The sequence below is a fragment of the Burkholderia glumae LMG 2196 = ATCC 33617 genome, from assembly GCF_000960995.1.
In the GTDB taxonomy this organism is placed as follows: Bacteria; Pseudomonadota; Gammaproteobacteria; order Burkholderiales; family Burkholderiaceae; genus Burkholderia; species Burkholderia glumae.
In genome coordinates this window covers 1,962,268-1,987,600 of record NZ_CP009435.1, presented here as the reverse complement: position 1 = coordinate 1,987,600, position 25,333 = coordinate 1,962,268, and the positions used below count along the sequence as shown (strand labels likewise).

The 25,333-nt window shown below is 66.1% G+C and carries 25 protein-coding genes and 1 other RNA gene; 7 read left to right on the top strand and 19 right to left on the bottom strand.

Features of this window, described 5'->3' with window-relative positions:
* Positions 1–29 precede the first annotated feature (29 nt).
* Positions 30–932 carry a cysteine synthase CysM gene (cysM, locus tag KS03_RS21560; protein ID WP_012734959.1) on the bottom strand — a complete coding sequence of 301 codons (903 nt, stop codon included), beginning with the start codon at positions 930–932 and terminating at the stop codon, positions 30–32.
* A gap of 24 nt (positions 933–956) precedes the next feature.
* Between cysM and KS03_RS32085 the strand changes: the two genes are divergently transcribed.
* Positions 957–1,103 carry a hypothetical protein gene (locus KS03_RS32085; protein ID WP_153477922.1) on the top strand — a complete coding sequence of 49 codons (147 nt, stop codon included), beginning with the start codon at positions 957–959 and terminating at the stop codon, positions 1,101–1,103.
* Positions 1,104–1,155: 52 nt separating this feature from the next.
* Here the strand turns inward: KS03_RS32085 and KS03_RS21555 are convergent, their stop codons facing one another.
* From KS03_RS21555 to gyrA, 15 genes are all read right to left on the bottom strand, one after another.
* Complete coding sequence (locus KS03_RS21555; protein ID WP_012734958.1) at positions 1,156–1,479, bottom strand: ComEA family DNA-binding protein; 324 nt, start codon at positions 1,477–1,479, stop codon at positions 1,156–1,158.
* 74 nt (positions 1,480–1,553) lie between these two features.
* Positions 1,554–2,546: an ADP-glyceromanno-heptose 6-epimerase gene (gene rfaD, locus KS03_RS21550; RefSeq protein WP_012734957.1), complete on the bottom strand. Its 993-nt coding sequence runs from the start codon at positions 2,544–2,546 to the stop codon at positions 1,554–1,556.
* Between the two features lie 54 nt (positions 2,547–2,600).
* Positions 2,601–3,581, bottom strand: coding sequence for a D-glycero-beta-D-manno-heptose-7-phosphate kinase (rfaE1, locus tag KS03_RS21545; RefSeq protein WP_012734956.1), 981 nt, complete (start codon positions 3,579–3,581; stop codon positions 2,601–2,603).
* Entirely contained in the window at positions 3,550–4,950 is a 1,401-nt protein-coding gene (locus KS03_RS21540; RefSeq protein WP_012734955.1) for a UDP-glucose dehydrogenase family protein, read from the bottom strand. Before KS03_RS21540 ends, rfaE1 begins: the two co-directional genes overlap by 32 nt.
* A gap of 72 nt (positions 4,951–5,022) precedes the next feature.
* Complete coding sequence (lapB, locus tag KS03_RS21535) at positions 5,023–6,195, bottom strand: lipopolysaccharide assembly protein LapB (RefSeq protein WP_012734954.1); 1,173 nt, start codon at positions 6,193–6,195, stop codon at positions 5,023–5,025.
* Positions 6,196–6,246: 51 nt separating this feature from the next.
* Positions 6,247–6,540, bottom strand: a complete 294-nt coding sequence (locus tag KS03_RS21530; protein WP_012734953.1) for a lipopolysaccharide assembly protein LapA domain-containing protein — start codon at positions 6,538–6,540, stop codon at positions 6,247–6,249.
* 241 nt (positions 6,541–6,781) lie between these two features.
* Positions 6,782–7,108: an integration host factor subunit beta gene (locus KS03_RS21525; protein ID WP_012734952.1), complete on the bottom strand. Its 327-nt coding sequence runs from the start codon at positions 7,106–7,108 to the stop codon at positions 6,782–6,784.
* Between the two features lie 22 nt (positions 7,109–7,130).
* Positions 7,131–8,843, bottom strand: a complete 1,713-nt coding sequence (rpsA, locus tag KS03_RS21520; protein WP_026051520.1) for a 30S ribosomal protein S1 — start codon at positions 8,841–8,843, stop codon at positions 7,131–7,133.
* A 220-nt stretch (positions 8,844–9,063) separates the two neighbouring features.
* Positions 9,064–9,750, bottom strand: a complete 687-nt coding sequence (gene cmk / locus KS03_RS21515; protein WP_012734950.1) for a (d)CMP kinase — start codon at positions 9,748–9,750, stop codon at positions 9,064–9,066.
* A gap of 13 nt (positions 9,751–9,763) precedes the next feature.
* On the bottom strand, positions 9,764–11,062 hold the full coding sequence (gene aroA / locus KS03_RS21510; RefSeq protein WP_012734949.1) for a 3-phosphoshikimate 1-carboxyvinyltransferase: 1,299 nt from the start codon (positions 11,060–11,062) through the stop codon (positions 9,764–9,766).
* Positions 11,063–11,072: 10 nt separating this feature from the next.
* Positions 11,073–11,999 (bottom strand): prephenate dehydrogenase, encoded by a 927-nt coding sequence (locus KS03_RS21505; protein WP_012734948.1) that lies wholly within the window; start codon positions 11,997–11,999, stop codon positions 11,073–11,075.
* Between the two features lie 103 nt (positions 12,000–12,102).
* The gene (pheA, locus tag KS03_RS21500) at positions 12,103–13,185 is read right to left on the bottom strand and encodes a prephenate dehydratase (protein ID WP_012734947.1); all 1,083 of its coding nucleotides are present in this window, start codon (positions 13,183–13,185) and stop codon (positions 12,103–12,105) included.
* A gap of 34 nt (positions 13,186–13,219) precedes the next feature.
* Positions 13,220–14,302, bottom strand: a complete 1,083-nt coding sequence (gene serC, locus KS03_RS21495) for a 3-phosphoserine/phosphohydroxythreonine transaminase (protein WP_012734946.1) — start codon at positions 14,300–14,302, stop codon at positions 13,220–13,222.
* Between the two features lie 156 nt (positions 14,303–14,458).
* Entirely contained in the window at positions 14,459–15,058 is a 600-nt protein-coding gene (locus tag KS03_RS21490) for a DUF2059 domain-containing protein (RefSeq protein WP_026051649.1), read from the bottom strand.
* A 93-nt stretch (positions 15,059–15,151) separates the two neighbouring features.
* Entirely contained in the window at positions 15,152–17,761 is a 2,610-nt protein-coding gene (gyrA, locus tag KS03_RS21485) for a DNA gyrase subunit A (protein ID WP_012734944.1), read from the bottom strand.
* Between the two features lie 646 nt (positions 17,762–18,407).
* Here gyrA and ompA point away from each other — a divergent pair.
* From ompA to KS03_RS21465, 5 genes are all read left to right on the top strand, one after another.
* Entirely contained in the window at positions 18,408–19,064 is a 657-nt protein-coding gene (gene ompA / locus KS03_RS21480; protein WP_012734942.1) for an outer membrane protein OmpA, read from the top strand.
* A 152-nt stretch (positions 19,065–19,216) separates the two neighbouring features.
* The gene (gene ubiG / locus KS03_RS21475; RefSeq protein WP_012734941.1) at positions 19,217–19,915 is read left to right on the top strand and encodes a bifunctional 2-polyprenyl-6-hydroxyphenol methylase/3-demethylubiquinol 3-O-methyltransferase UbiG; all 699 of its coding nucleotides are present in this window, start codon (positions 19,217–19,219) and stop codon (positions 19,913–19,915) included.
* A 17-nt stretch (positions 19,916–19,932) separates the two neighbouring features.
* Positions 19,933–20,646 (top strand): phosphoglycolate phosphatase, encoded by a 714-nt coding sequence (gph, locus tag KS03_RS21470; RefSeq protein ID WP_012734940.1) that lies wholly within the window; start codon positions 19,933–19,935, stop codon positions 20,644–20,646.
* A 12-nt stretch (positions 20,647–20,658) separates the two neighbouring features.
* Positions 20,659–21,028, top strand: a transfer-messenger RNA (tmRNA) gene (ssrA, locus tag KS03_RS30315).
* A gap of 306 nt (positions 21,029–21,334) precedes the next feature.
* Positions 21,335–21,772 carry an RICIN domain-containing protein gene (locus KS03_RS21465; RefSeq protein ID WP_012734939.1) on the top strand — a complete coding sequence of 146 codons (438 nt, stop codon included), beginning with the start codon at positions 21,335–21,337 and terminating at the stop codon, positions 21,770–21,772.
* Positions 21,773–21,833: 61 nt separating this feature from the next.
* Here the strand turns inward: KS03_RS21465 and KS03_RS32080 are convergent, their stop codons facing one another.
* The 3 genes from KS03_RS32080 to KS03_RS21455 all read right to left on the bottom strand — a co-directional run bounded on the left by KS03_RS32080 (position 21,834) and on the right by KS03_RS21455 (position 23,992).
* Positions 21,834–21,986 carry a hypothetical protein gene (locus KS03_RS32080; RefSeq protein WP_153477928.1) on the bottom strand — a complete coding sequence of 51 codons (153 nt, stop codon included), beginning with the start codon at positions 21,984–21,986 and terminating at the stop codon, positions 21,834–21,836.
* An 88-nt stretch (positions 21,987–22,074) separates the two neighbouring features.
* Entirely contained in the window at positions 22,075–22,479 is a 405-nt protein-coding gene (arfB, locus tag KS03_RS21460; RefSeq protein ID WP_012734938.1) for an alternative ribosome rescue aminoacyl-tRNA hydrolase ArfB, read from the bottom strand.
* Between the two features lie 307 nt (positions 22,480–22,786).
* Positions 22,787–23,992: a hypothetical protein gene (locus KS03_RS21455; RefSeq protein WP_127913968.1), complete on the bottom strand. Its 1,206-nt coding sequence runs from the start codon at positions 23,990–23,992 to the stop codon at positions 22,787–22,789.
* Between KS03_RS21455 and KS03_RS21450 the strand changes: the two genes are divergently transcribed.
* Positions 23,937–25,241, top strand: a complete 1,305-nt coding sequence (locus KS03_RS21450; protein WP_012734937.1) for an amino acid permease — start codon at positions 23,937–23,939, stop codon at positions 25,239–25,241. The two genes, KS03_RS21455 and KS03_RS21450, sit on opposite strands and share 56 nt — an antisense overlap.
* Positions 25,242–25,333: the final 92 nt, after the last annotated feature.

The window sequence follows — 25,333 nt, the reverse complement described above, 5'->3', positions numbered from 1 at the left end:
CGAAGACGGCAGCGAGCCGCTTGCGGCACTCAGGCGGGGAACACGCCCGTCGACAGATAGCGGTCGCCGCGGTCGCAGGCGATGAACACGATCGTCGCGTTCTCGACCTGCCGCGCGATGCGCATCGCCACCTCGCAGGCGCCGCCCGTCGAGATGCCGCAGAACAGGCCCTCGGTCGCGGCGAGCTTGCGCGCCATCGCCTCGGAGGCGGCCTGGCTGACGTTCTCGACGCGGTCGATGCGGCTGCGATCGAAGATCTTCGGCAGGTAGGCCTCGGGCCACTTGCGGATGCCGGGAATGCGCGAGCCTTCCTCCGGCTGCGCACCGACGATCTCGATGCTCTGGCGCTGCTCCTTCAGGAACTGCGTGGTGCCCATGATGGTGCCCGTGGTCCCCATCGCCGAGACGAAATGCGTGATGCGGCCTTCGGTTTCACGCCAGATTTCCGGGCCGGTCGTCTCGTAGTGCGCGAGCGGATTGTCCGGATTCGCGAACTGGTCGAGGATCACGCCCTTGCCTTCGCGCTGCATCTGGTCGGCGAGATCGCGCGCGAGTTCCATGCCGCCCTTGGTCGGCGTCAGCACGATTTCCGCGCCGTAGGCGGCCATGCTCTGGCGGCGCTCGACCGACAGGTCCTCGGGCATGATCAGCACCATCCGGTAGCCGCGGATCGCGGCCGCCATCGCCAGCGCGATGCCGGTGTTGCCGCTCGTCGCCTCGATCAGCGTGTCGCCGGGCTTGATGCGCCCGCGTTCCTCGGCCTTGCGGATCATCGACAGCGCCGGGCGGTCCTTGACCGAGCCGGCGGGATTGTTGCCTTCGAGCTTCGCGAGGATCACGTTGTTGCGGGCCCGGATCTCGTCGTCGGGGATCCGCACGAGTTGCACGAGCGGCGTGTTGCCGATCGTGTCTTCGATAGTCTTGTAAGCCATGGGCGATAAGTGAATACGAGGCCGATGAATCTGTCGATTGTAATCCAGCGCCGGATCGGTCGTATCGGCACCGGGAATGTCCCTGCCCGCGTCCGGGCCGTTCGCCGCCCGCCGCTCACGCAAAAAACCCGCGGCGACGCTGCGGGAAAACCGTCGAACCAGGACGGCTGAAGGAGTCACGCCGAGGCCTGCCGCACCGCGCGCCTGCCGCGCGCGGGCGGCGTCACTTGCGCGCGGCCTTGTTCCGCGCGGCAGCGCCGCGCGCGGCGGGCGACGCCGCAGCCTTGGCAGGACCGACCGTGAGACCCTCGGACACCAGCCGACCGACCGATTTCGGGCCGATGCCCTTGACGCGCCGCGCCAGGTCCGCGGCATCCTTGTACGGCCCGTGCGCGTTGCGCTCGTCGACGATCGCCTGCGCTTTCGCGACGCCGATGCCCTTGATGCCACGCAGCGCGTCGCTGTTCGCCTGATTGACGTCGACGGCGGCCCACGCCTGCGCAAGCCCCGCGAACCACATCGCCACCAACAGAATCTTCTTCAGCATCGGGATCTCCCATCAAGAAAAACGGCCGGCGGCTGCCGACCGTGAGACCCAGTGTAGGGACGATGCCGGGACGCTCACAGCTGGCCGAACAGCCAACGCACGTAGCGATCGACCCCCTCCTGAACGGTCAGGAACGGCGCGTCGTAGCCGGCCGCGCGCAGCCTGGACGAGTCGGCCTGTGTAAAGCACTGATATTTGCCGCGCAGCGCGTCGGGAAACGGCACGTACTCGATGAGCCCCTGCCGGACCTGCTCGTCGAGCGTGAGCGGCGGCTCGCCGTCGAGCGCGCGCAGCGTGTTGACGACCGAGGTCGCGATGTCGTTGAAGGGCTGGGCGCGGCCGGTGCCGAGGTTGAAGATGCCGGATTTTTCGGGATGGTCGAAGAAGAACAGGTTGACCTTCACCACATCCTCGACCGACACGAAGTCGCGCGTCTGCTGGCCGGCGCCATAGCCGTTGTACTCGCCGAACAGCTTGACCTTGCCCTCGGCGCGGAACTGGTTGAAGTTGTGGAACGCCACCGACGCCATACGGCCCTTGTGCGTCTCGCGCGGGCCGTAGACGTTGAAGTAGCGAAAGCCCGCGATCTGGCTTTGCGCCTGCGGCAGCACGCGGCGGATCACCTGGTCGAACAGGAACTTCGAATAACCGTAGACGTTGAGCGGCGCTTCCACCTCGCGATCCTCGACAAAGCGCGTCGAGCCGCCGTAGATCGCCGCCGACGAGGCGTAGAGGAACTGCGTGCCGTTCGCGAGACAGGTGTCGAGCACCGCGCGGCTGTAGCGGAAGTTGTTGTCCATCATGTAGCGGCCGTCGGTTTCCATCGTGTCCGAACAGGCGCCCTCGTGGAACACGGCACGCACCTTGCCGAAATCGCCGCGCGCGAAGCGCTCGACGAACTCGGTCTTGTCGAGATAGTCGTCGATCTCGCAATCGACGAGGTTCTTGAACTTGTCCGCGCGGGTCAGGTTGTCGACCGCGATGATGCGGGTCTCGCCTCGCTCGTTGAGCGCCTTCACGAGATTCGCGCCGATGAAGCCGGCCGCGCCGGTGACGATGAGAGTCATGATCGTCCTGCTGTCAGAAGGATGAATGGGTCGCGCGGCGCGCCCGGGCGCCGCTCAATGGAACAGTTCGTCGTATTCGACGGTGGCCGTGCCGAGCTTGCCGACCACGATGCCGGCCGCGCGGTTCGCGAGCATCACCGCCTCGTCGAGCGACACCCCGGCGCCGAGCATCGCGGCCACGGTCGCGATCACGGTATCGCCCGCGCCCGACACGTCGAACACCTCGCGCGCGAGCGCCGCGACATCGAGTTCGCCCGCGTCGGAAAACAGCGTCATGCCCTCCTCCGAACGCGTCAACAGCAGCGCGTCGAGCGCCAGCTCGGCGCGCAGCTCGGCCACGCGCGCGCGCAATTCGTCCTCGGAGCGCCACTGGCCGATCACCTCGCGCAGTTCGGCGCGGTTCGGCGTGATCAGCGAGGCGCCGCGGTAGCGCGCCCAGTCGGCGCCCTTCGGATCGACCAGCACCGGCAACCCGGCCGCGCGCGCAGTCGCGATCATGGTGGTCACGTGGGTAAGGCCGCCCTTGGCATAGTCGGACATCAGCACGACGCCATACGAGGGCAGCAGCGTCTCGAAGCGCGCCAGGCCGGCCAGCAGCACCTCGTGCTGCGGCGCCGCCTCGAAGTCCACGCGCAGCAGTTGCTGCTGCTGCGCGAGCACGCGCAGCTTGATGGTGGTGGGCAACAGCGCGTCGCGTTCGAGATGGGTCTCGACGCCGCTCTCGCCGAGCAGCCCGACGATACGCTCGCCCGGCTCGTCGGTGCCGACCACGCAGAGCAGCCCCGCGGCCGCGCCGAGCGTCACGATGTTGCGCGCGACGTTCGCGGCGCCGCCGAGCCGCTCCTCCTGGCGCTGCACGTGGACGACCGGCACCGGCGCCTCCGGCGAGATGCGGTTCACGTTGCCGAACCAGTAGCGGTCCAGCATCACGTCGCCGACCACCAGCACGCGCGAGGCGGCGAGGCGCTCGCGCGCGACGGACGCGGGCACGGCGGGCGCGGCCTCAGCCGCGCGTGGAGGAGTGAGCGGCGACATGCGGGCGTCCGATGGCGTAGTAGTCGATCCCGAGTTCGGCCATCGCGTCGGGTTCGTAGAGATTGCGGCCGTCGAAGATCACCGGCGCGTTCAGCACCGACTTCAGATGCGTGAAGTCCGGGCTCTTGAATTCCTTCCATTCGGTGACGACGACGAGCGCGTCGGCGCCCGTCACCGCCTCCTCCTTGGTGGCGACGAACACGAGGCCCGCGGCGGCCGCCGGCTGGTCGGCCAGATCCAGCGCGAACACGCGGCGCGCCTCGTCGATCGCGACCGGATCGTAGGCGCGCACCGAGGCGCCGCGCGCGAGCAGCGAGGCGATCAGCGTGCGGCTCGGCGCCTCGCGCATGTCGTCGGTGTTGGGCTTGAACGCCAGGCCCCAGACCGCGAACGTGCGGCCCGCCAGATCCGCGCCGTAGCGCGCCTCGATCTTCGCGAGCAGCACGCTCTTCTGCGCGTGATTGACGGCCTCGACCGCGTCGAGGATGCGCAGCGGCTGGCCGTTCTCGGCCGCGGTGCGGATCAGCGCCTGCACGTCCTTCGGAAAGCACGAGCCGCCGTAGCCCACGCCGGCGTAGAGGAAGTGATAGCCGATGCGCGGGTCGGAACCGATGCCGCGCCGCACCGCCTCGATGTCGGCGCCCACGCGCTCGGCCAGGTTCGACATCTCGTTCATGAACGAGATGCGCGTGGCCAGCATCGCATTGGCCGCGTATTTAGTGAATTCGGCCGAGCGCACGTCCATGTAGATGGTGCGCTCGTGGTTGCGGTTGAACGGCGCGTAGAGCTTCTTCATCTTCTCGCGCGCGATCGCGCCGGCCTCGTCGTCGTCGACGCCGATGATGATCCGGTCGGGTCTCATGAAATCGTCGACGGCCGCGCCTTCCTTCAGGAACTCGGGGTTCGAGACGACCGAGAAGCGGTGCGCGTCGCTGCCGGCCAGGCCGCGCGCGGCGAGCGCCTCGGCCACCACGTCCAGCACGCGCTGCGCGGTGCCGACCGGCACCGTCGACTTGTCGACGATCACCTTGCTGCCGGTCATGTAGCGGCCGATGTTGCGGGCCGCCTCGAGCACGTACTGCAGGTCGGCGGAGCCGTCCTCGTCGGGCGGCGTGCCGACCGCGATGAACTGGATCTCGCCGTGCGCGACGCTGGCCGCCACGTCGGTCGAGAACGTGATGCGCCCGGCCGCGCGCGTGCGCGCGATGATCTCCTGCAGGCCGGGCTCGTGAATCGGAATCCCGCCGTTGTTGAGGATTTCGATCTTGCGCGGATCGACGTCGAGACAAAACACGTCGTGGCCGATCTCCGCCAGGCAGGCGCCGGTGACGAGACCGACGTAGCCGGTGCCGATGATGGTGATTTTCATAGGTTTCCCGGTGATTCGTTCCGGAGGTTAGGCATGATTCTGCGCGGTGTTCGTGACGAAGCGTCGTGGCGCCTAGTTCGGCACGCCGGCCTCGACGCGCCGCGGCGCGTAGGTTTCCCAGCCGCTGCAGCCCGGGCACTGCCAGTAGAACAGGCGGGCGCGGAAACCGCAGTCGTGGCAGGTGTAGCGCGGCAGGTTCTTGGTGCGCTGCTTCACCAGCGCGTGCATCATTTCCAGTTCGGCGCGGCGCGGCTCGTCGGCCGCGGCGATCTGCGCCTCGAGCAGGTGCAGCATGCCCGACAGGTTCGGCGCCTTCTGCATCTGCGTGCGCGCCAGCGCATGCGCCGACTCGGTGCCGCGCAGCTCGGACACGTACTGGAACACGATGTCGAGCAGGTCGTTCGACGGATGGCGGTCGGCGTAGCCGGTCAGCAGTTCGGCCCCTTCGGGGCCGCGGCCGAGCGCCAGATACGACTTCATCAGCTTTTCGGCGACGAGCGGCAGATAGGCCGCGTTCTGCTGCTCGACGCGGCGCCAGTGCGCGATCGCCGCGTCGTGGCGGCCGGCTGCCGCGGCCGCGTCGCCCGACAGGATGGTCGCGCGCACGTTCTGCGGATTCACCGCGAGCGCATCGCGCAGCTGCGCGGCCGCCGCGTCGGCGTTCTGCTTCGCGAGCGCGTCCTGCGCCAGCTCGCAGTGGAACTGAGCGATCTCGGTGGCGAGCGGGCCGCCGCCCATCGCCTCGATCTTGCGTGCCGTCACGATCGACTTGTTCCAGTCCTTCTCGATCCCGTAGATGGTCAGCAGCGCGCGCTGCGCGCCGAGCGCGTAGTCGCCGTCGGCGAGCAGGTGGAACGATTCCTCGGCACGGTCGAGCAGGCCGGCCTTGAGGAAGTCCTGGCCGAGCTCGTAGAGCGCGTGGTCGCGCTCGTTGACCGGCAGGTCGTCGCGGTTCAGCAGGTTTTGATGCACGCGGATCGCCCGGTCGGTTTCGCCGCGCCGGCGAAACAGATTGCCGAGCGCGAAGTGCAGTTCGACCGTTTCGGGATCGAGCTTGGCGACTTCGATGAACGCGTCGATCGCCTGGTCCGGCTGCTCATTGAGCAGGAAATTGAGGCCGCGAAAATACGAACGCGGCAGGTTCGCACTTTCGGACAGCAGCTTGTTGAGGTCGTAGCGTGCCGCCACCCATCCGCATGCGAACGCGACGGGTATGGCCAGCAGCCACCAGAAATCCAGATCCATGCGTGATACCGAAGCAAGGTCGGGGCCGCTTGCGAGGCGGCCCGACGAACGTTAAATGACGGGCGGCATCGGCGGCTGGTCGATCACCACCGGGGTTTCGCGCGCCGAGCGCAGGTCGCGCTTCAGGCGAGCGTTCTCGAGACGCATGCGCAGCACGGCGGGCAGGGCGGACAGCAGGCCGGCGAGCAGGCCGACCCCGAAGAACGCGAGGCCGATCAGGATCAGCGGCGCCTGCCAGTTGTAGCCGGCGAGGAAGTTCAGCATCGCGGGTTGCGTATTGGCGAGTGCCAGAACCAGCAGCAGGACGAATACCAGCACCCGGATCAGCCAGACGACGAATTTCATTGAGCCCTCCTGTCGAGCTTGTTGCGCAAGCGGGGCTTGCCGTGCGCCGCGCTTGAAGTGCCCGTATTGTAAAGGATGCGTTTCGCGATCCGTGCAACCGATCGCAGCCGGTGCCGCTCCAATCGTCACAGCCGCCCGCGGCCGCCGCGGCACCGCGGCGGCCGCGCGGGCAATAAAAAAGCGCCCGCTAGGGGCGCTTTTCACAGCCATGCCGGCAGGCCGGCTTCGGGCGACGTGACGCTCACTGATCGTCGTCGCCGCCGCTGTCGTGCTTCAACGGTTCGCCGGCGCGGCCGTCGACGCGTTCGCGCAACTCCTTGCCGGGCTTGAAGTGCGGCACGTACTTCTCGGGTACCTGCACCTTCTCGCCCGATTTCGGGTTGCGGCCCACGCGGGCCGGACGGCGGTTGAGACCGAAGCTTCCGAAGCCGCGGATCTCGATGCGATGTCCCTTGGACAGTGCATCCGACATCGCATCGAGCATCGTTTTCACCGCGAAATCCGCATCCTTGAGGACGAGCTGCGGAAATCGCGTTGCCAACTGGGCGACCAACTCGGATTTGGTCATACTTCAGCAGACCTCGCGGGGCTTACTGGTTCTGGCCGTCGAGCTTTGCCTTCAGCAGCGCGCCGAGGTTCGTCGTGCCGCTCGCAGCCGAGTTGTTGTCCGACTGCAGACCGCGGATCGCCTCTTGCTGCTCGGCCGAATCCTTCGCCTTGATCGACAGGTTGATGCCGCGCGACTTGCGATCGATGTTGATCACCATCGCATTGACCTTGTCGCCTTCCTTCAGCACGTTGCGCGCGTCTTCGACACGATCCTGCGAGATTTCCGACGCACGCAGGTAGCCTTCGACGTCGCCCGTCAGCGTGACGACGGCACCCTTCGCGTCGACCGACTTCACGACGCCGTCGACAATCGAGCCCTTGTCGTTCATCGCGACGTAGTTGCTGAACGGATCGCCTTCGAGCTGCTTGATGCCCAGCGAGATGCGTTCCTTCTCGACGTCGATGCCGAGCACGATGGCCTCGACTTCGTCGCCCTTCTTGTACTTGCGAACGGCTTCCTCGCCCGACTCGCTCCACGACAGGTCCGACAGGTGGACCAGGCCGTCGATGCCGCCCGGCAGACCGATGAACACGCCGAAGTCGGTGATCGACTTGATCGCGCCCGTGATCTTGTCGCCCTTCTTGAAGTTGCGGCTGAAGTCATCCCACGGATTCGGCTTGCACTGCTTCATGCCGAGGCTGATACGGCGGCGGTCTTCGTCGATCTCGAGCACCATGACTTCGACTTCGTCACCGAGCTGCACGACCTTCGACGGAGCAACGTTCTTGTTGGTCCAGTCCATTTCCGACACGTGGACGAGGCCTTCGATGCCCGATTCCACTTCGACGAACGCGCCGTAGTCGGTGATGTTGGTGACCTTGCCGAACAGGCGCGTGCCCGACGGGTAGCGGCGCGAGATGCCTTCCCACGGATCGTCGCCGAGCTGCTTGATGCCGAGCGAGACGCGGTTCTTTTCCTGGTCGAACTTGAGGATCTTCGCGGTGACTTCCTGGCCAACCGAGAGCACTTCGCTCGGGTGACGCACACGACGCCATGCGATGTCGGTGATGTGCAGCAGGCCGTCGATGCCGCCGAGGTCCACGAACGCGCCGTAGTCGGTGATGTTCTTGACGACGCCGTTGACGATCGCGCCTTCCTTCAGCGTCTCGAGCAGCTTGGCGCGCTCTTCGCCCTGGGTCGCTTCGATGACGGCACGGCGCGACAGCACGACGTTGTTGCGCTTGCGGTCGAGCTTGATGACGCGGAACTCGAGCGTCTTGCCTTCATACGGGGTCGTGTCCTTGACCGGACGCGTATCGACGAGCGAACCCGGCAGGAACGCGCGGATGCCGTTGACCATCACGGTCATGCCGCCCTTCACCTTGCCCGTGATCGTGCCGGTGACGAGTTCGTTGTTGTCGAGTGCCTTTTCCAGCGACAGCCACGAAGCCAGACGCTTCGCCTTGTCGCGCGACAGGATCGTGTCGCCATAGCCGTTTTCCAGCGCGTCGATCGCGACGGAAACGAAATCGCCCGACTGAACCTCGACCTCGCCCTGATCGTTCAGGAATTCCTCGATGGGAATGTAGGCCTCGGACTTCAGGCCCGCGTTGACGACCACGAAGTTGTGGTCGACACGCACGACTTCGGCGGAGATCACTTCGCCGGCGCGCATGTCTTGGCGGGTCAGCGACTCTTCGAACAGAGCCGCAAAGGATTCGGTATTCGGGGTGGAGGTTTGCAGGTCGGACATAAAAATCGGATTGTGCATGGTTGCGCGCCATGCTCGAGCCATCGGGCCGAGCTTATCGGTGCGAGCGCCATACGGGGTTAAGGGTTGAAACACGCTTCGAGGCCGGCCCATGCCGATCGCCCGGAGCACCTACCGCGACTGCTGGCTACTATCTGCTACGTCACTGCCGGAGCTGCCCAGTGTTGCTTAACTGCCACTTCGAGGCCGCGACGGGGTGCCGTCAGGCGGACCGCGCGACTTCCCGGTACCACGCCTGCACCTGTTCGACCGCTTGCTCGATCGACAGGCCCGAGGTGTCCAGAAGCTTCGCATCCGCCGCGGGCTTGAGCGGCGAGGCCGCACGGTTGCTGTCCCGCGCGTCCCGCTCACGCAAATCCCGGAGCAAGTCATCAATGTTAGCAGAAAAACCTTTTTGCATCAATTGCTTATGCCGCCGGGCCGCGCGGGCCTCGACGCTGGCGGTCAGGAACACCTTCAGGCCCGCGTCCGGAAAGATCACGGTGCCCATGTCGCGGCCGTCCGCGACCAGGCCAGGCGTCTTGCGAAAGGCCCGCTGGCGCGCCACCAGCGCGGCCCGCACGCCGGCGTGGACGGCGATCGCCGAGGCGCGGTTGCCCACCGCCTCGGCGCGGATCTGGTCCGAGACGTCCACGCCGTCGAGCCGTGCGCAGCCCTCTCGGAACGTGATGTGCAGATCGTCGACCAGTTTCGCCAGCCCCGCCTCGTCGTCGGGCTCGATCCCGTAGCGCATGCTCGCGAGCGCGGCGAGCCGGTACAGCGCGCCGCTGTCGAGCAGGTGAAAGCCGAGATGCGCCGCCACGAGCGCGGCAACCGTGCCCTTGCCGGACGCGGTCGGGCCGTCGATCGTGATGACGGGGGTCGGGTGGAATGGTCGAGTCGATTTCATCGGAACAAACGGATCAGCGCGCGAGCGCGGTAAAGCGGTCGAAATAATCGGGGAAAGTCTTGGCGACGCACTTCGGATCGTTGATCCGCACCGGCACGCCGCCGAGGCTCACGAGCGAGAAACACATCGCCATGCGGTGATCGTCATAGGTGTCGATCGCGGCATTCGGCACGAGCTTCGCGGGCGGCGTGACGACGAGGTAGTCGGCGCCCTCCTCCACGGTCGCGCCCAGCTTGCGCAACTCGGCGGCCATCGCCGCGATCCGGTCGGTCTCCTTGACGCGCCAGCTTGCGATGTTGCGCAGCGTGCTGGTGCCCTCGGCGAACAGCGCGGCCACCGCGATCGTCATCGCCGCGTCGGGGATCAGGTTGAAGTCCATGTCGATCGGCTCGAGCTTGCCGTGGTCGTGGCCGATGCCGCGCACCTCGATCCAGTCGTCGCCCATCGAGACGTTCGCGCCCATCTGCATGAGCGCCGTGGCAAAGCCAACGTCGCCCTGGATGCTGGCGCGGCCCACGCCCTCGATGCGCAGCGGGCCGCCGCCGAGCGCGCCGGCCGCGAGGAAATACGATGCGGACGACGCGTCGCCCTCCACCATGATCGTGCCCGGCGACTGGTAGCGCGCCGCCGGCACGCTGAAGCGCTGCCAGCCGTCACGCTCGACCGTCACGCCGAAGCGCGCCATCAGCTTGATCGTGATCTCGATGTAGGGCTTCGAGATCAGCTCGCCGTCGATCTCGACGACGCTCGCGCCCCCCTTCTTGCCGACGAGCGGCAGCGTCATCAGCAGCGCGGTCAGGAACTGGCTAGACACGTCGCCGCGCACGCGGATCGGTGCGTCGACGGCGATCGTACCGGCCTGGATCCGCAGCGGCGGATACCCTTCGTTCTGCTCGTAGTCGATCACGGCGCCGATCTGGCGCAGGCCGTCGACGAGGTCGCCGATCGGCCGCTCGTGCATGCGCGGCACGCCGTGGACGCGGTAGTCGCCGCCGTTGACGGCCAGCGCAGCCGTGAGCGGACGCACTGCGGTGCCGGCGTTGCCGAGAAACAGATCGGCCGTCTTCGCCGGAAACGCGCCGCGCGTGCCGTTCACGACACAGGTATCGGCATGGCGTTCGAGCCGCACGCCGAGCGCTTCGAGCGCGGCCAGCATCACGCGCGTGTCGTCGGAGTCGAGCAGGTTGGTGATCGTCGTCACGCCCTCGGACAGCGCGGCGAGCAGCAGCACGCGGTTCGAGATGCTCTTGGAGCCGGGCAGACGCACCGTGCCCGACACACGGGAGTAGGGGCCGATATCGAGGAATTCCATAAAGATCCTGTTATGACTGAACGGAACCGGGGGCGGCTTTGCCGCCGCGCTCCTGCCAGGCCGTGCGCGCGGCGCGCGAACGGGTGAAGACTGCCTCGAGCGCGGCGGCGTCGCCCGCCTCGATTGCCGCGCGCAAGCGCGCGAGCACCCGGGTGTAGGCGTCGAGCTCGTCGAGCAGCGCCTCGCGGTTCGCCAGGCAAACGTCGCGCCACATCTCCGGGCTCGAAGCGGCGATCCGCGTGAAATCGCGGAACCCGCCCGCCGCGAACGAAAACTTCAGCTCGGCGTCGGCTTCGCCGAGGATCTGCTCGACGAGCGCGAACGACAGCAGATGCGGCAGATGGCTGACCGCGGCAAACACGCGATCGTGCTGCGCGGGCTCCATCTCGCGCACCACCGCGCCCGTGGCGCGCCACATCGCGGCGACGCGCTCAACCGCCCCGGGGGGATTCTCGGGCAGCGCGCAGAGCACGACGTTGCGGCCGACGTAGAGCTCGGGCAGCGCGGCCTCGACGCCGCTCGCCTCGCGGCCCGCGATCGGGTGGGCCGGCACGAACTGCGCGATGCGCTCGCCGAGGGCCGCGCGCGCGGCCGCGACCACGTCGGACTTGGTGCTGCCCGCGTCGGTCACGACCGTCGCCGCGTCGAGCAGCGGCGCGATCCGTTCGAGCAGCGGCCCGGTCTGCGCGACCGGCACCGCGAGCAGCACCAGGTCGGCCCCCGCCAGCGCCTCGCGCAGTTGCACGACATCGTCGAGCGCGGCGATCGCATCGACCACGCCGAGCGCGCGCGCGCGCTCGACCGTGGCCGGCGAACGCCCCACGCCGATCACGCGGCCGGCCCGCGTGCCATCGCGCTCGCGCAGCGCGCGCGCGAGCGAACCGCCGATCAGGCCGACGCCGAAAATCACCAGTTTGTTGAACGAGAAATCAGACACGGCAGCCGCCTGTTAGCCGGGTAAGGCGCGCGGCAACGACCCGCGCGCAACACGATGGAACCACTCGCCGCCGGCACCCGCGCCGGCGGATCGTCGCCAAGCCTCAACGGGCGCGCGGATACGAGCCGAGAATCTTCAGGAACGCGGCCTTCGCGCCGAGCTCCGCGAGCGCCGCCGCAACCTGTGCCTCGTCGCGATGGCCCTCGATGTCGATATAGAAGTAATACTCCCAGGTGCCCACGCGGGCCGGACGCGATTCGAAACGCGTCATCGACACGCCATGCCGCGCAAGCGGCTCGAGCAGCTTGAACACCGCGCCCGGCTCGTTCTTCACCGAGACGATCAGCGAGGTCTGGTCGTGGCCGCTCGCGCCGGTCGGCGCCTTGCCGATCACGACGAAGCGCGTACGGTTGTGCGGATCGTCCTGGATCATCGCCTGTACGACCTGCAGCCCGTAGTGGAGCGCCGCACGGTCACCCGCGATCGCCGCGACGCAGGGGTCGCCGGCCGCGAGCCGCGCCGCCTCGGCATTGCTCGCCACCGCCTGCCGTTCGAGCTGCGGCGCGTTGGCCGAGAGCCAGCGCTGGCACTGCGCGAGCGCCTGCGGATGCGCGCAGACGCGCGTCACGCCCTCGAGCGAGCCCGAGCGCGACAGCAGGTTGTGGTGGATCGGCAGCGACAGCTCGCCGCCGATCAGCAACTGCGTGTTCAGCAGCAGGTCGAGCGTGCGCGACACCGCGCCTTCCGACGAATTCTCGACCGGCACGATGCCGAACTCGGACGCGCCGGCCTCGACGCCGCGAAACACCTCGTCGATGGACGGACACGGCAGCCCCTCGATCGACTGGCCGAAATACTCGAACATGGCCTGTTCGCTGTAGGTGCCGACCGGCCCCAGGAACGAGACGTGGATGGTCTTCTCGAGCGCGCGGCTCGCGGCCATGATCTCGCGCCAGATGGCGTTGATGTGCTGGCTGACGAGCGGACCGTCGCTCATCGCCTGCAGGCGCGCGATCACCTGCTGCTCGCGCTCGGGCCGAAACACCGGCGCGTTGAATTCCTTCTTGACTTCACCGACCGCGAGCGCGACCGTCGCGCGCTGGTTGAGCAGCGCGATCAGCTGCGCATCGATCGCGTCGATACGCTCGCGCAGCGGTTTGAGCCGGGAATTGAGTTCGTCGTCCATGCTGGTTTGCCGTGCTTTGATGGGCGCGCCGCCGTCAGGCCTGCGCGCGCTCGAATTCTTTCATGTACTCGACGAGCGCCTTCACGCCCGCGAGCGGCACCGCGTTGTAGATCGACGCCCGCATACCGCCGACGGACTTGTGGCCCTTCAGCTGCAGCAGCCCGCGCGCCTTCGCGCCGGCAAGGAAGTCTTCGTTGCGCGTTTCGTCGGCCAGGAAGAACGGCACGTTCATACGCGAACGCGACGCCTTCTCGACCTTGTTGAGATAGAAGCTGCTCGCATCGATCGCGTCATAGAGCAGCGCCGCCTTTTCGGCGTTGCGCGCGGCGATCGCGGCGAGGCCGCCCTGCGCCTTCAGCCACTTGAACACGAGGCCGGCGATGTAGATCGCGTAGGTGGGCGGCGTGTTGTACATCGAATTGTTCGCGGCGACCGTTTTCCATTCGAACGCCGACGGGCAGATCGGCAGCGCGCGATCGAGCAGATCCTCGCGCACCACCACCAGCGTCACGCCCGCCATTCCGATGTTCTTCTGCGCGCCGCCGAACAGCGCGCCGTACCGGGTGACGTCGATCGGCCGTGACAGGATGTGCGAGGAGACGTCGGCCACGAGCGGCAGGTCTCCGGTATCGGGCACCTCGAACGCCTCGACGCCGTCGATCGTCTCGTTGGTGCAGAGATGCACGTAGGCGGGATCGGCCGACAGCTGCCATTCCGAGAACGCCGGCACGCGCGTGTAGCCGTCCTCGGTGCGCCCGCTCGCGGCCAGATGCGGCGTGCAGTACTTCTGCGCCTCCTTGAACGACTTCTGCGACCACGAGCCCGTCACGACGAAATCGGCGGTCTGGTGCGTGCCGAGCAGGTTCATGGGGACGATCGCATTCTCGGCGATCCCGCCGCCCTGCAGGAACAGCACGCGGTAATTGTCGGGCACCGCCATCAGTTCGCGCAGGTCGGCCAATGCGGTCTCGTGGATCGAGGTGAACTCGCGCCCGCGGTGGCTCATCTCCATCACGCTCATGCCGCTGCCGTTCCAGTCGAGCATCTCGTCGGCCGCCTGGCGCAGCACGTCCTCGGGCAACGCCGCGGGCCCCGCGGAGAAATTAAACACGCGCATCGTAGAACCTCGGGAGAGACGCGGCAGCGCCGGAACGAACCGGGTGCCGCACCAAAAAGAAATGGCCGCCTGCGTTGGTGCGCAAACGGCCATTATCGCACTGACGCCCCGCCCCGCCAAACCGCCGGACTGCACCGGCGTGGGGCAGACGCGTGCTTACTTACCGGGCTTGATGGCCGCGACTTCCTTGTCGGCCTGGGCGCGGGTCGCCTGGATCGCTTGCGGCATGTACTTCTGCATCAGGCCGTTCACGACGTCGCGGCCGACCTGATCCTGCACCTGGATGAACTTGCGGCCCGTCGGGCTCTTGTAGAACGTCGTCAGATCCTTGATCTCCGACGTGCTGTAATACTTCGCGTAGGCTTCGTACTGAGCCTGCATCGCGTCGTTCTTGAAGCCTTGCGTATCGAACACCTTGCCCGCCCCGTCAACCAGCTTCTGCACCGCGTTCTTCTGCAGCGTCGGCACGGCCGCCTGCTTCTGCGCGTCGGTCAGCGTCTTGTTTTCCGACAGCGCGTCCGACAGGATCGCCGGAACCAGCTGCTTCGACTGCATTTCCGCGCTGTTCGCGATCGCGCCAACCAGCTTCGGTGCGTCGATGGCGTTCAGCAGGTCGGTGATCGCCGCCTTCTTGTCCGCATCGATCGGCGCCGCAGCGGCCGAAGCAGCCGGTGCCTGATTCGACAGCGACTGCGCCAGCGCGAAAGTCGGCACGATGGCTGCCAGCAGCACCAGTTGCTTGAATTGCTTTTGCATCATCACTCCCTCATGGAAATATGAACGATTGTTGCACCGCCGGGCGCGACCGCTTCAGCGGTTCCCGCCCGGCGGCCGGCAGCCGCCGCCCGGTCAGGCGTCGCCGCCCTCCGGTACGTCGTCGGCGTCGACATCGCTGTCCGCGTCCGCCTCCGCGATCTGCTGCAGGCCCGAAAGCTTGGTGCCCTCATCGAGACTGATGAGTGTAACACCTTGCGTCGCCCGGCCCATTTCGCGGATCTCCGACACGCGCGTGCGGATCAGCACGCCCGCCGTCGTGATCAACATGATCTGATCCTCGGGATCGACGAGCGTGGCGGCCACCACGCGGCCGTTGCGCTCCGACGTCTGGATCGCGATCATCCCCTTCGTGCCGCGACCGTGACGCGTGTATTCCGTGATCGGCGTGCGCTTGCCGTACCCGTTCTCGGTCGCGGTCAGCACCGACTGCTCCTCGCCGCCCGCCACCAGCATCGCGATGACCTGCTGGCCGTCCTCGAGCTGCATGCCGCGCACGCCGCGCGCCTCGCGCCCCATCGGGCGCACGTCGTTCTCGTCGAAGCGCACCGCCTTGCCCGAATCGGAGAACAGCATCACGTCGTGCTCGCCGTCGGTGATCGACGCGCCGATCAGGAAGTCGCCGTCATCGAGGCCGACCGCGATGATGCCCTTCTTCATCGGGCGGCTGAAGGCTTCGAGCGGCGTCTTCTTCACGGTGCCGAGGGAGGTCGCCATGAAGACGTACTTGTCGGCCGAGAACTCGCGCACCGGCAGCACGACGTTGATCTTCTCGCCTTCCTGCAGCGGGAACATGTTGACGATCGGCCGGCCGCGCGAGTTGCGCGAGCCCTGCGGCACCTCGTAGACCTTGACCCAGTACACGCGGCCGCGGTTCGAGAAACAGAGGATGTAGTCGTGCGTGTTGGCGATGAAGAGCGTCTCGATCCAGTCGTCTTCCTTCATCTGGGTGGCCTGCTTGCCGCGCCCGCCGCGCTTTTGCGCGCGGTATTCGGACAGCGGCTGCGACTTCACGTAACCGGCATGCGACATGGTCACGACCATGTCCTGCGGCGTGATCAGGTCCTCCGTGTTCAGCTCGGTCGCGTTCAGCTCGATCTTCGAGCGGCGCGCGTCGCCGAACTCGGCCTTCACCGCCGTCAGTTCCTCGGTAATGATGGTCGTGATGCGCTCCGGACGCGCGAGGATGTCGAGCAGGTCGGCGATCTGCGCCATCACCTCGCGGTACTCGCCGATGATCTTGTCCTGTTCGAGGCCGGTCAGGCGCTGCAGACGCATCTGCAGGATTTCCTGGGCCTGCGTCTCGGACAGGTTGTACTGGCCGTCGGCCTGCATCCCGAACGCCGCATTCAGGCCTTCCGGGCGATACGCCTCGCGGCCGCCCGCCGCCGCGTTCTCGGTCTCTGCGCGCGTGAGCATCTCGCGCACCAGCGAAGAATCCCACGACTTCGCCATCAGCGCCTGACGCGCGATCGGCGGCGTCGGCGCGGCCTTGATGATCTCGATGAACTCGTCGATATTGGCAAGGGCGACGGCCAGACCCTCGAGCACGTGGCCGCGCTCGCGCGCCTTGCGCAGTTCGTAGATCGTGCGCCGCGTCAGCACCTCGCGCCGATGCGCGAGGAAGCAGACCAGCATCTCCTTCAGGTTCAGCAGCTTCGGCTGGCCGTCGACGAGCGCGACCATGTTCATGCCGAACGTGTCCTGCAGCTGCGTGGACTTGTAGAGGTTGTTCAGCACGACCTCGGGTACCTCGCCGCGCTTGAGCTCGATCACGACGCGCATGCCGCTCTTGTCGGACTCGTCGCGGATGTCGGAGATGCCCTCGAGCTTCTTCTCGTTCACGAGCTCGGCGATGCGCTCGAGCAGCGAGCGCTTGTTCACCTGATAGGGCAGCTCGTCGACGATGATCGCCATGCGCTGGCCGCGATCGATTTCCTCGAAGTGGGTGGCCGCGCGCATCACGACCCGCCCGCGCCCGGTGCGGTAGCCGTCGCGCACGCCAGCCACGCCGTAGATGATGCCGGCTGTCGGGAAATCGGGCGCCGGGATGATCTCGATCAGTTCGTCGACCGTCGCCTCCGGATTCGCGAGCAGATGGTGGCAGGCGTCGACGACTTCCGACAGGTTGTGCGGCGGGATGTTGGTCGCCATCCCGACCGCGATCCCCGACGAGCCGTTGATCAGCAGGTTCGGAATCCGCGCCGGGAGGATCGTCGGCTCGCTCTCGCTGCCGTCGTAGTTGGGCCCGAAATCGACCGTTTCCTTGTCGATGTCGGCCAGCAGCTCGTGGCCGATCTTCGCCATGCGGATTTCGGTGTAACGCATCGCGGCGGCATTGTCGCCATCGACCGAACCGAAGTTGCCCTGACCGTCGACCAGCATGTAGCGCAGCGAGAAGTCCTGCGCCATCCGGACGATCGTGTCGTAGACCGCGCTGTCGCCGTGCGGATGGTATTTACCGATCACGTCGCCGACGATACGCGCCGACTTCTTGTACGCCCGGTTCCAGTCGTTGTTCAGTTCGTGCATCGCGAACAGCACGCGCCGGTGCACGGGCTTCAGGCCGTCGCGGACATCCGGGAGGGCACGTCCGACGATCACGCTCATCGCGTAATCGAGATACGAACGGCGCATTTCCTCCTCTAGGGAGATGGGCAGGGTCTCTTTGGCGAATTGATCCATGTATCCGTGTCGTTTCGGAGCGAAGACGGGACCGCCTTTCGCGTGAGCGCCGTGGTCACGACGCAACGTGCGATTCTATCATGCGGCAAAACCGCGCCGACGCCCTCGACCCCCTCTATATAGATAGAGCGAAAATTGGCCGCAGCATCGCACCGGCTTGGCCGCAGCATCGCACCGGCGGCCGGGCGGCGCGGTCCGCCCGGTTTCGAGCCGGCATCGACACGGCATCGCCCCCCCCCCGACGCGCCGCCTCCCGCGCCCTCCCCGAATTCGCCACCATGCTGCCCCTCCCCGCAGCCGTCGGGCACCGATGGTGCGCGCCGCGCTTGCCCGCATCCGACGCGCGATTGTGTCAAAAGCAAGTCGGACGGACAGGATTCCCTTGACATTCCCGCAAACATCCTGCAAGCGCTTGTTGCACTGGAACCACAATCGCCGCAGCGTTCTTGGGGTGGGGAGGATTTTTTTTCGTGGGAAGGGAACGATATGGCAAAATGCCGAAGCACTGAAATTCAGCCGCTGCTCTCCGGGAGCGGTGCCGCGTTTTTTGTGCCGCACCAATGTTATACTCCGAGCAATGTATGACTTGTCATCGTCATCAAGCTCGCAGTAAACCTGCGGTAATCTCAATTTCGAGAGGAGAAATATGAATAAATTTTCAAAGCTCGCGTTCATTGCAGCTACCGCAGTTGTGGCTGCATCCGCCTCGGCTCAGTCGGTGCCGGCATCGCGACAAGCCGTGAATGACAACTGGGTGAATGGCACGGGCGAATACGTGTGGATGAACGGCACGAACGAGCTTTGCTGGCGCGATGCGTTCTGGACGCCGGCAACGGCAAACGCGAAGTGCGACGGCGCGCTGGTCGCGCAGGCACCGGCGCCGACGCCGGTCGCTCCGGTCGCTCCGCCGCCGATCACGAGCCAGAAGATCACGTATCAGGCTGACGCGCTGTTCGACTTCGACAAGGCGACGCTCAAGCCGCTGGGCAAGCAGAAGCTGGACGAGCTGGCCGCCAAGATCCAGGGCATGAACGTGGAAGTCGTGGTCGCTACCGGCTACACCGACCGCATCGGCTCGGACAAGTACAACGACCGTCTGTCGCTGCGCCGTGCGCAAGCCGTCAAGTCGTACCTGGTCAGCAAGGGCGTCGAGTCGAGCAAGGTCTACACGGAAGGCAAGGGCAAGCGCAATCCGGTCACGACGGGCTGCAACCAGAAGAACCGCAAGCAACTCATCGCCTGCCTCGCGCCGGATCGTCGCGTGGAAGTGGAAGTGGTTGGCACGCAGCAAGTGCAGAAGTAAAAGGGCCGGCAGTAACCTCACGGGTTACTACCGCCTTGAAGCCCCGCCTCGGCGGGGCTTTTTCTTTTCGGCGCCGGCCATCCGGTGGCAGCCGATCCCGCCCGCTTATATACTCGGGGCTCGCTCCATCTTCGCGTTTTCCGCTTGCCGACATGACCAACGCCGATCCGCACGAACTACAGAAATTCAGCGATCTCGCCCACAAGTGGTGGGATCCGAACGCCGAGTTCAAGCCGCTGCACGACCTGAACCCGGTCCGTCTCGGCTGGATCGACGCCCATGCGCACCTGCCCGGCAAGCGCGTGCTCGACGTCGGCTGCGGCGGCGGCATCCTGTCGGAGTCGATGGCAAGCCTTGGTGCCCAGGTCAAGGGCATCGACCTGTCGACCGAGGCGCTCGGCGTAGCCGACCTGCACAGCCTGGAAAGCGGCGTGACGGTGGATTACGAGGCGATCTCGGCCGAGGCGATCGCCGCACGCGAGCCGGGCAGCTATGACGTCGTCACCTGCATGGAGATGCTCGAGCATGTGCCATCGCCGGCCAACATCGTGGCCGCCTGCTCGGCGCTCGTGAAACCGGGCGGCTGGGTGTTTTTCTCGACGCTGAACCGCAACCTGAAGTCGTACCTGCTCGCCGTGATCGGTGCCGAGTACGTCGCGCAGTTGCTGCCTAAGGGCACCCACGACTACGCGCGCTTCATTCGCCCGTCCGAGCTTGCCGGCTTCATTCGCGCCACCGACCTGCATATCGCGGAAATACGCGGCATCACCTATCACCCGCTGACGAAGCACTTCGAGCTGTCGAACGACACCGACGTGAATTATCTCGTCGCCTGCCGCCGCCACGCCTGATCCGGATCGCCGCCCGCATGTCCACCTCCCTCGCCCCGCTCTCCGCCGTCGCGGCGCCGCCCCTCGCCGCCTGCGACGCGGTGCTGTTCGACCTCGACGGCACGCTCGCCGACACAGCGCCCGATTTGGCCGGCGCCGTCCACCAGATGCAGCGCGAGCGCGGCCTGCCGGAAACGCCGCTCGACGCACTGCGTCCGCTCGCCTCGGCCGGCGCGCGCGGGCTGCTGGGCGGCGGCTTCGGCATCGTACCGGGCGCGCCCGAATACGAGGCGATGCGCGTGGAATTCCTCGCCAACTACGCCGCCGCGATCTGCGTGAAAACGACACTGTTTCCCGGGATCGCCGAATTGCTCGACGCGCTCGATGCGCGCGGCGTGCGCTGGGGCATCGTCACCAACAAGGCGACGCGGCTGACCGAGCCGCTCGTCGCGCTGCTCGGCCTCGCTCCGCGCGCGGCCACCGTCGTCTGCGGCGACACCACCGCGCATTCGAAGCCGCACCCGGCGCCCTTGCTGCACGCGGCCGAGCAGATGGGCATCGCGCCGCAGCGCATCGTCTATGTCGGCGACGATCTGCGCGACATCCAGGCAGGCACCGCAGCCGGCATGGCGACGATCGCCGCCGCTTACGGCTATTGCGGCGACGGCGCGCCGCCCGAGACGTGGCAAGCCCAGCACTTCGCCGCGACCACGGATGCGCTGCACGAGCTGCTGCGCAATGTTGCGCTATAATGACCAATCCGTGGGGGCGACCTGGTTTCGACAGGGGTTGCGAAGCGGCTAGGGCATGTCGAGGACCCGTCACCTCGTTAATCAATGGGAAAAACGTAACTGCAAACGACGATACGTTCGCACTGGCAGCCTAACGGCCGCCGTCCTCTGCCTAGTTCACTGACGGGCTAGTGTCGCAAGACCGGTAGCAATACCGCCAGAGGTCATATACGTCAGTTAAGCCCTGCCGGCGCCGCGACGGCAGGGTCGAAAACCTAGCGGATCGCCGTCCCGCAGCGTGTTCGTCCGCGACGTGGCGGTTAAATCAAAAGACAGAACTAAACATGTAGAACTGGTCGTGGACCGCTTCTGGACGCGGGTTCGATTCCCGCCGTCTCCACCACCCGACACCTAGGCAGTACCTGCTTCGACAAGACACCCGCGACGGCGCAAGCCTCGCGGGTTTTTTGTTGGCCGCAGCCATGCCGCTCCCGCCTCCCCCCGGCGCCATCTCGAGATCGGGGTTCGCCGGGATTTAAACATATTAAAAAAATATTCACCTATTAAATACAAATTTACGCGCAGAGAAATACCCATATAGCACTCCAAGTATTCGAACTATGATTCCCTCCGCCGGGTCGATTCGATCCGACAGCGTCGATCCGACGACGCTTCACCCATAAAATCGCTACGAATCAGGAGTATAAAAATGGGCATTTACGTCATTCAATACAAACAGGATCCGACCTACGTTCTGGGGGTCAACGACCAGATTGCGAATTCCCCGGTGGTGGTCCGCAAGCAAGGTACGCCGAATCGCTTCGTGCTGTGGGACATCAACTTCGATACCGGCGTGATCTCGCTTAACTCGAGCGGCGGCACGCTCGCGCTCGATCCGCAGGGTGATCGCGTCGCGCCAGAAGTCCCGCTGGTACTGGCGCCCGTCAACCCTGCCGCGGCAGGCCAGCGCTACGACGTGATCACGAAGCCGAATTATCTCCTCAGCGTCGCGAACCACCAGCTCTGCATCGACAACAAGGGGCGCGGCCTGAGCGACGGCAATCCGGTCTGGCTGTATCAGTTCAACGGATCGCCGGCGCAGCAATGGAATCTGGTGCCGCTGATGAATCTGACGCTGGCAGTCTGATCCTTTTTGCAAGCGCCGCAAGGCCAGCGGCGCCTGTCAATGAAGCCCGTTGAAGTCATTTTCATCGGGCGCTTTTTCTTTCCCATCCAGCGAAAATCAAAAATGCGCCAGCGCGATAAAACATAATCGCCTGCGGCTCATCGCAGATGCTTTCGGCATCGCGAATGATTCGATCGGCAAGGTCGTGAGCTGGCGTTATCTTGCCCGCGATCATCGTCGATTGAGCCGCGGCTGCGGATCGTCCAAGCCAGGCATCGCGGTGCGCACTGCCCGGGCCACCCACGGGCCGCCCGGCTTCCGTGTCAATCGCCCACCTTGCCCCTGCCCGCCTTGATCGCCCCACGCCGGCTTTTCGCGTCGAGCCGGCGCTCCTTCGAGGCACGCGTCGGGCGCGTCGCCACACGCGAGCGCCGCACTACGGCGACGCTCGCGATCAGGGCGTCGAGCCGCGCCAGGGCGGCCACGCGGTTCTGTTCCTGAGTCCGGTATTTCTGAGATTTGAGCACGACGACGCCCTCGCGCGTGATGCGTTGGTCGGACAGCGCGAGCAGGCGCTCCTTAAGCAGGTCCGGCAACGACGACGCACGGATGTCGAAACGCAAGTGAATCGCACTCGACACCTTGTTGACGTTCTGGCCGCCCGCCCCCTGCGCGCGCATGGCCGACAGTTCGACCTCGGCCGGGTCGAGCGTGTAACGAATCATCACGCGGTCCGGCCGTGCGCCGCGGTCGCGGTGCCGTTCTGGTACATGGGGTTGTCCTCGTGGTCGTGCCGCCCAGCGCGGCCGCCGGCGAGTCCGGCGGCTGGAACATGCTGCCCTCGGCAGGCGCGGGCCGGGCTCGGCGCCCGCAACTTTACACCATCGCGGCAACCCGCTTCACGACCGCGCGGCGCGGCGCGCACGAGGCAGGCCCGCGCCGCGCCGGACGGGCGCCGGTGCTCGGAAAAACGAAACCGCGCGGGATTTGCCGCGAAGGGTGTGCCGAAAGCCGACCGCCGAGCGTGGAGCGTGCTTACGCGTCCGACAGCACGATGTTCGCCGTCTTGCTCGGGTCGCCAGCCAGGCCCATCGACGCCGCATCGTCGGTCGAGTACTGATAGGCGTGGATCGCGTCGCCGTCGCCGGCCATGCGGCCGTCCGACATCGTGACCGTCATGTTGGTCGCCCGACCGCCGAAATCCTTGTTCCCGTCGACCTTGCTGATGTCGGGATTGCCCGCCCCCGAAGCCTGGCCGTTGTCGGCCCCACCGTCCTCGTAAAGCACCTCGTCCGGGTGCGTGTTGCCGCTCGCGTCCGACGGCGAGATCCGCACCCCGATGTCGCCCGAGCCGGCCGTAAACGAACCGGTCTGGCCCGGCTCCAGGGTGATCGTCCCCTTGTTCTGCCCCTGTACCGAGTACGTGAACGACTGTTCGCGGTTCGTGTTGTTGGTCACGTTGAAGGTTTTGTCGTCGCCGGTGCCGGTATTCACGACCTTGACCGAATCGGGGCTCACGCCGCTCGTCGCGGCCGCCTGCGCCACGCCGCCCGCGTTGTCACCGAGGCCGGCCGCGCCCGGCGCGGCAGTACCGGCGGTGGCGCCCGCAGGTGCCGCGGCGGCCAGCGTCGAGGCTGCGGGCGTCGCACCCGCCGGTTGCGCGGCGAGCTGCGGGAACGCGCCGCCCGGGCTGCCACCGCCACCACTGCCGGCGCCACCGCCGCCGATCTTGTTGTTGCCGTCGGCACTCATCTGGGCGAGCAACTGATGGATCGCGTTCTCGATCTGCTGCAGCAACTGGATCAGTTGACTCTGCGCCGAATGGGCGGTGCCGGGCGCATCGATGCCTTCGCTGCCGTTCACATTGCCGATCGCAAGGGACATGTCAAACCCCGATGAAAGTGAGAGCACGAAAAGCGTAAGGGGGGTGCGCGTCAGTGTCCCGCGCGGGCGGAAACGATGTACGTCAATACGAAGCGCGCGACGGTAACCGCCCGATGCACCGGGAAAAATACGACCCGCTGGCTGCCACACGCTATCGTTAAATAATCGAACAATTCCGCTGATTGATGTCAATTGTTGTATCAATCCCCCACCGCCTTGCTCCTTTGACTTGTCTATACAAGCTTTATAGTGAAGCGCGTCCTTCACTTTCATGGAGCGGAAAATGGGAAATGCACAGGTCATGTCGACCAAAAAGATGGGACTCGTTGCGCTGACGCTCGTCACCGCCTCGAACATGATGGGCTCCGGGGTGTTCCTCCTGCCCACCAACCTCGCCAACGTCGGCTACATCTCGGTGTGGGGGTGGGCACTGACGATCGTCGGCGTGATGGCGCTGGCGCTGGTGTTCGCCAAGACCAACCTGGTTCAGCAGCGCGCAGGCGGCATCGTCGCCTATGCCGGCGACGCGTTCGGGCCGTTCATCGGTTTCCAGTCCACGTTCTGCTACTGGATCAGCGCCTGGGTCGGCAACGTGGCGCTGCTGGTGGCGGGGGTCGGCTACCTGAGCTATTTCTTTCCGCAGATGAAGAACCCGATGATCGGCAGCCTGACGGCCATCGGCATTCTGTGGGCGTTCATCGGCCTGTCCTGCTTCGGCGCCAAGGTGGCCGGGCGGGCGCAGTCGTTTACCGCCTCCTGCATGCTGATCGTCGTGCTCGGCGTCGGGCTCGGCGGCTGGGGATGGTTCAACCCCCATACCTTCACGGAGGTGTACAACGGCACGCCCCACGGTAGCGGCGCGGCGATCGTCACGGCAGCCTCGATCGCGCTCTGGGGGTTTCTCGGCGTCGAATCGGCCGTGGTGTCGACCGGCCAGGTCGAACGCCCCGAATATACGGTTCCGCGCGCCACCGTCATCGGCCTGCTGATCGCGGCGTTCTGCTACGTGGCGAGCTGCACGGTCATCATGGGTATCGTCCCGCATGCAGTGCTGATCAAGTCGGCCGCGCCGTTCGCCGATTCGGCACGCTACATGTTCGGTCCGCGCGCCGGCGAAATCGTCTCCGCGCTCAGCGTCATCGCCTGCCTCGGCTCGATTTCGGGCTGGCTGATCCTGCAGAGCGAATCGGCCCGCTCGGGGGCCGAACGGGGCCTGTTTCCGCGCTTCTTCGCCGACACCAACCGCAACGACGTGACGGTCAAGGGGCTCGTCGTCACCGGCGTGCTGATGTCGGGCGTGCTGCTGCTGACGGCTTCGCCCGATCTGGCCGCCCAGTTCCAGGTGATCATCCTGATGTCGGTGTTCGCCTCGCTGCTGCCCTACATGTACGCGGTGATGGCGCTGCCCATCATCATGGCCTCGAAGAAGATGAACATCGGCCCGACCTTCAAGCTCTACGCCGTGCTGGCCCTGATCGGCGTGGTCTACAGCATCTTCGCGCTGCTCGGATCGGGTTCCCGGTCGATCTTCTGGGGCACCGCGCTGATCATGGTGACGATTCCGCTGTACTCGCTCGTGGTCCGCAACCAAGCGGCCCGCACCTGAGGCATCACATGCAGGCATGCATGCCCGCATCCGGATTCATTTTATAAGGAATACGAACCAGCCCGGCGAGGCCGCGGCAGGTTACTTCGGAG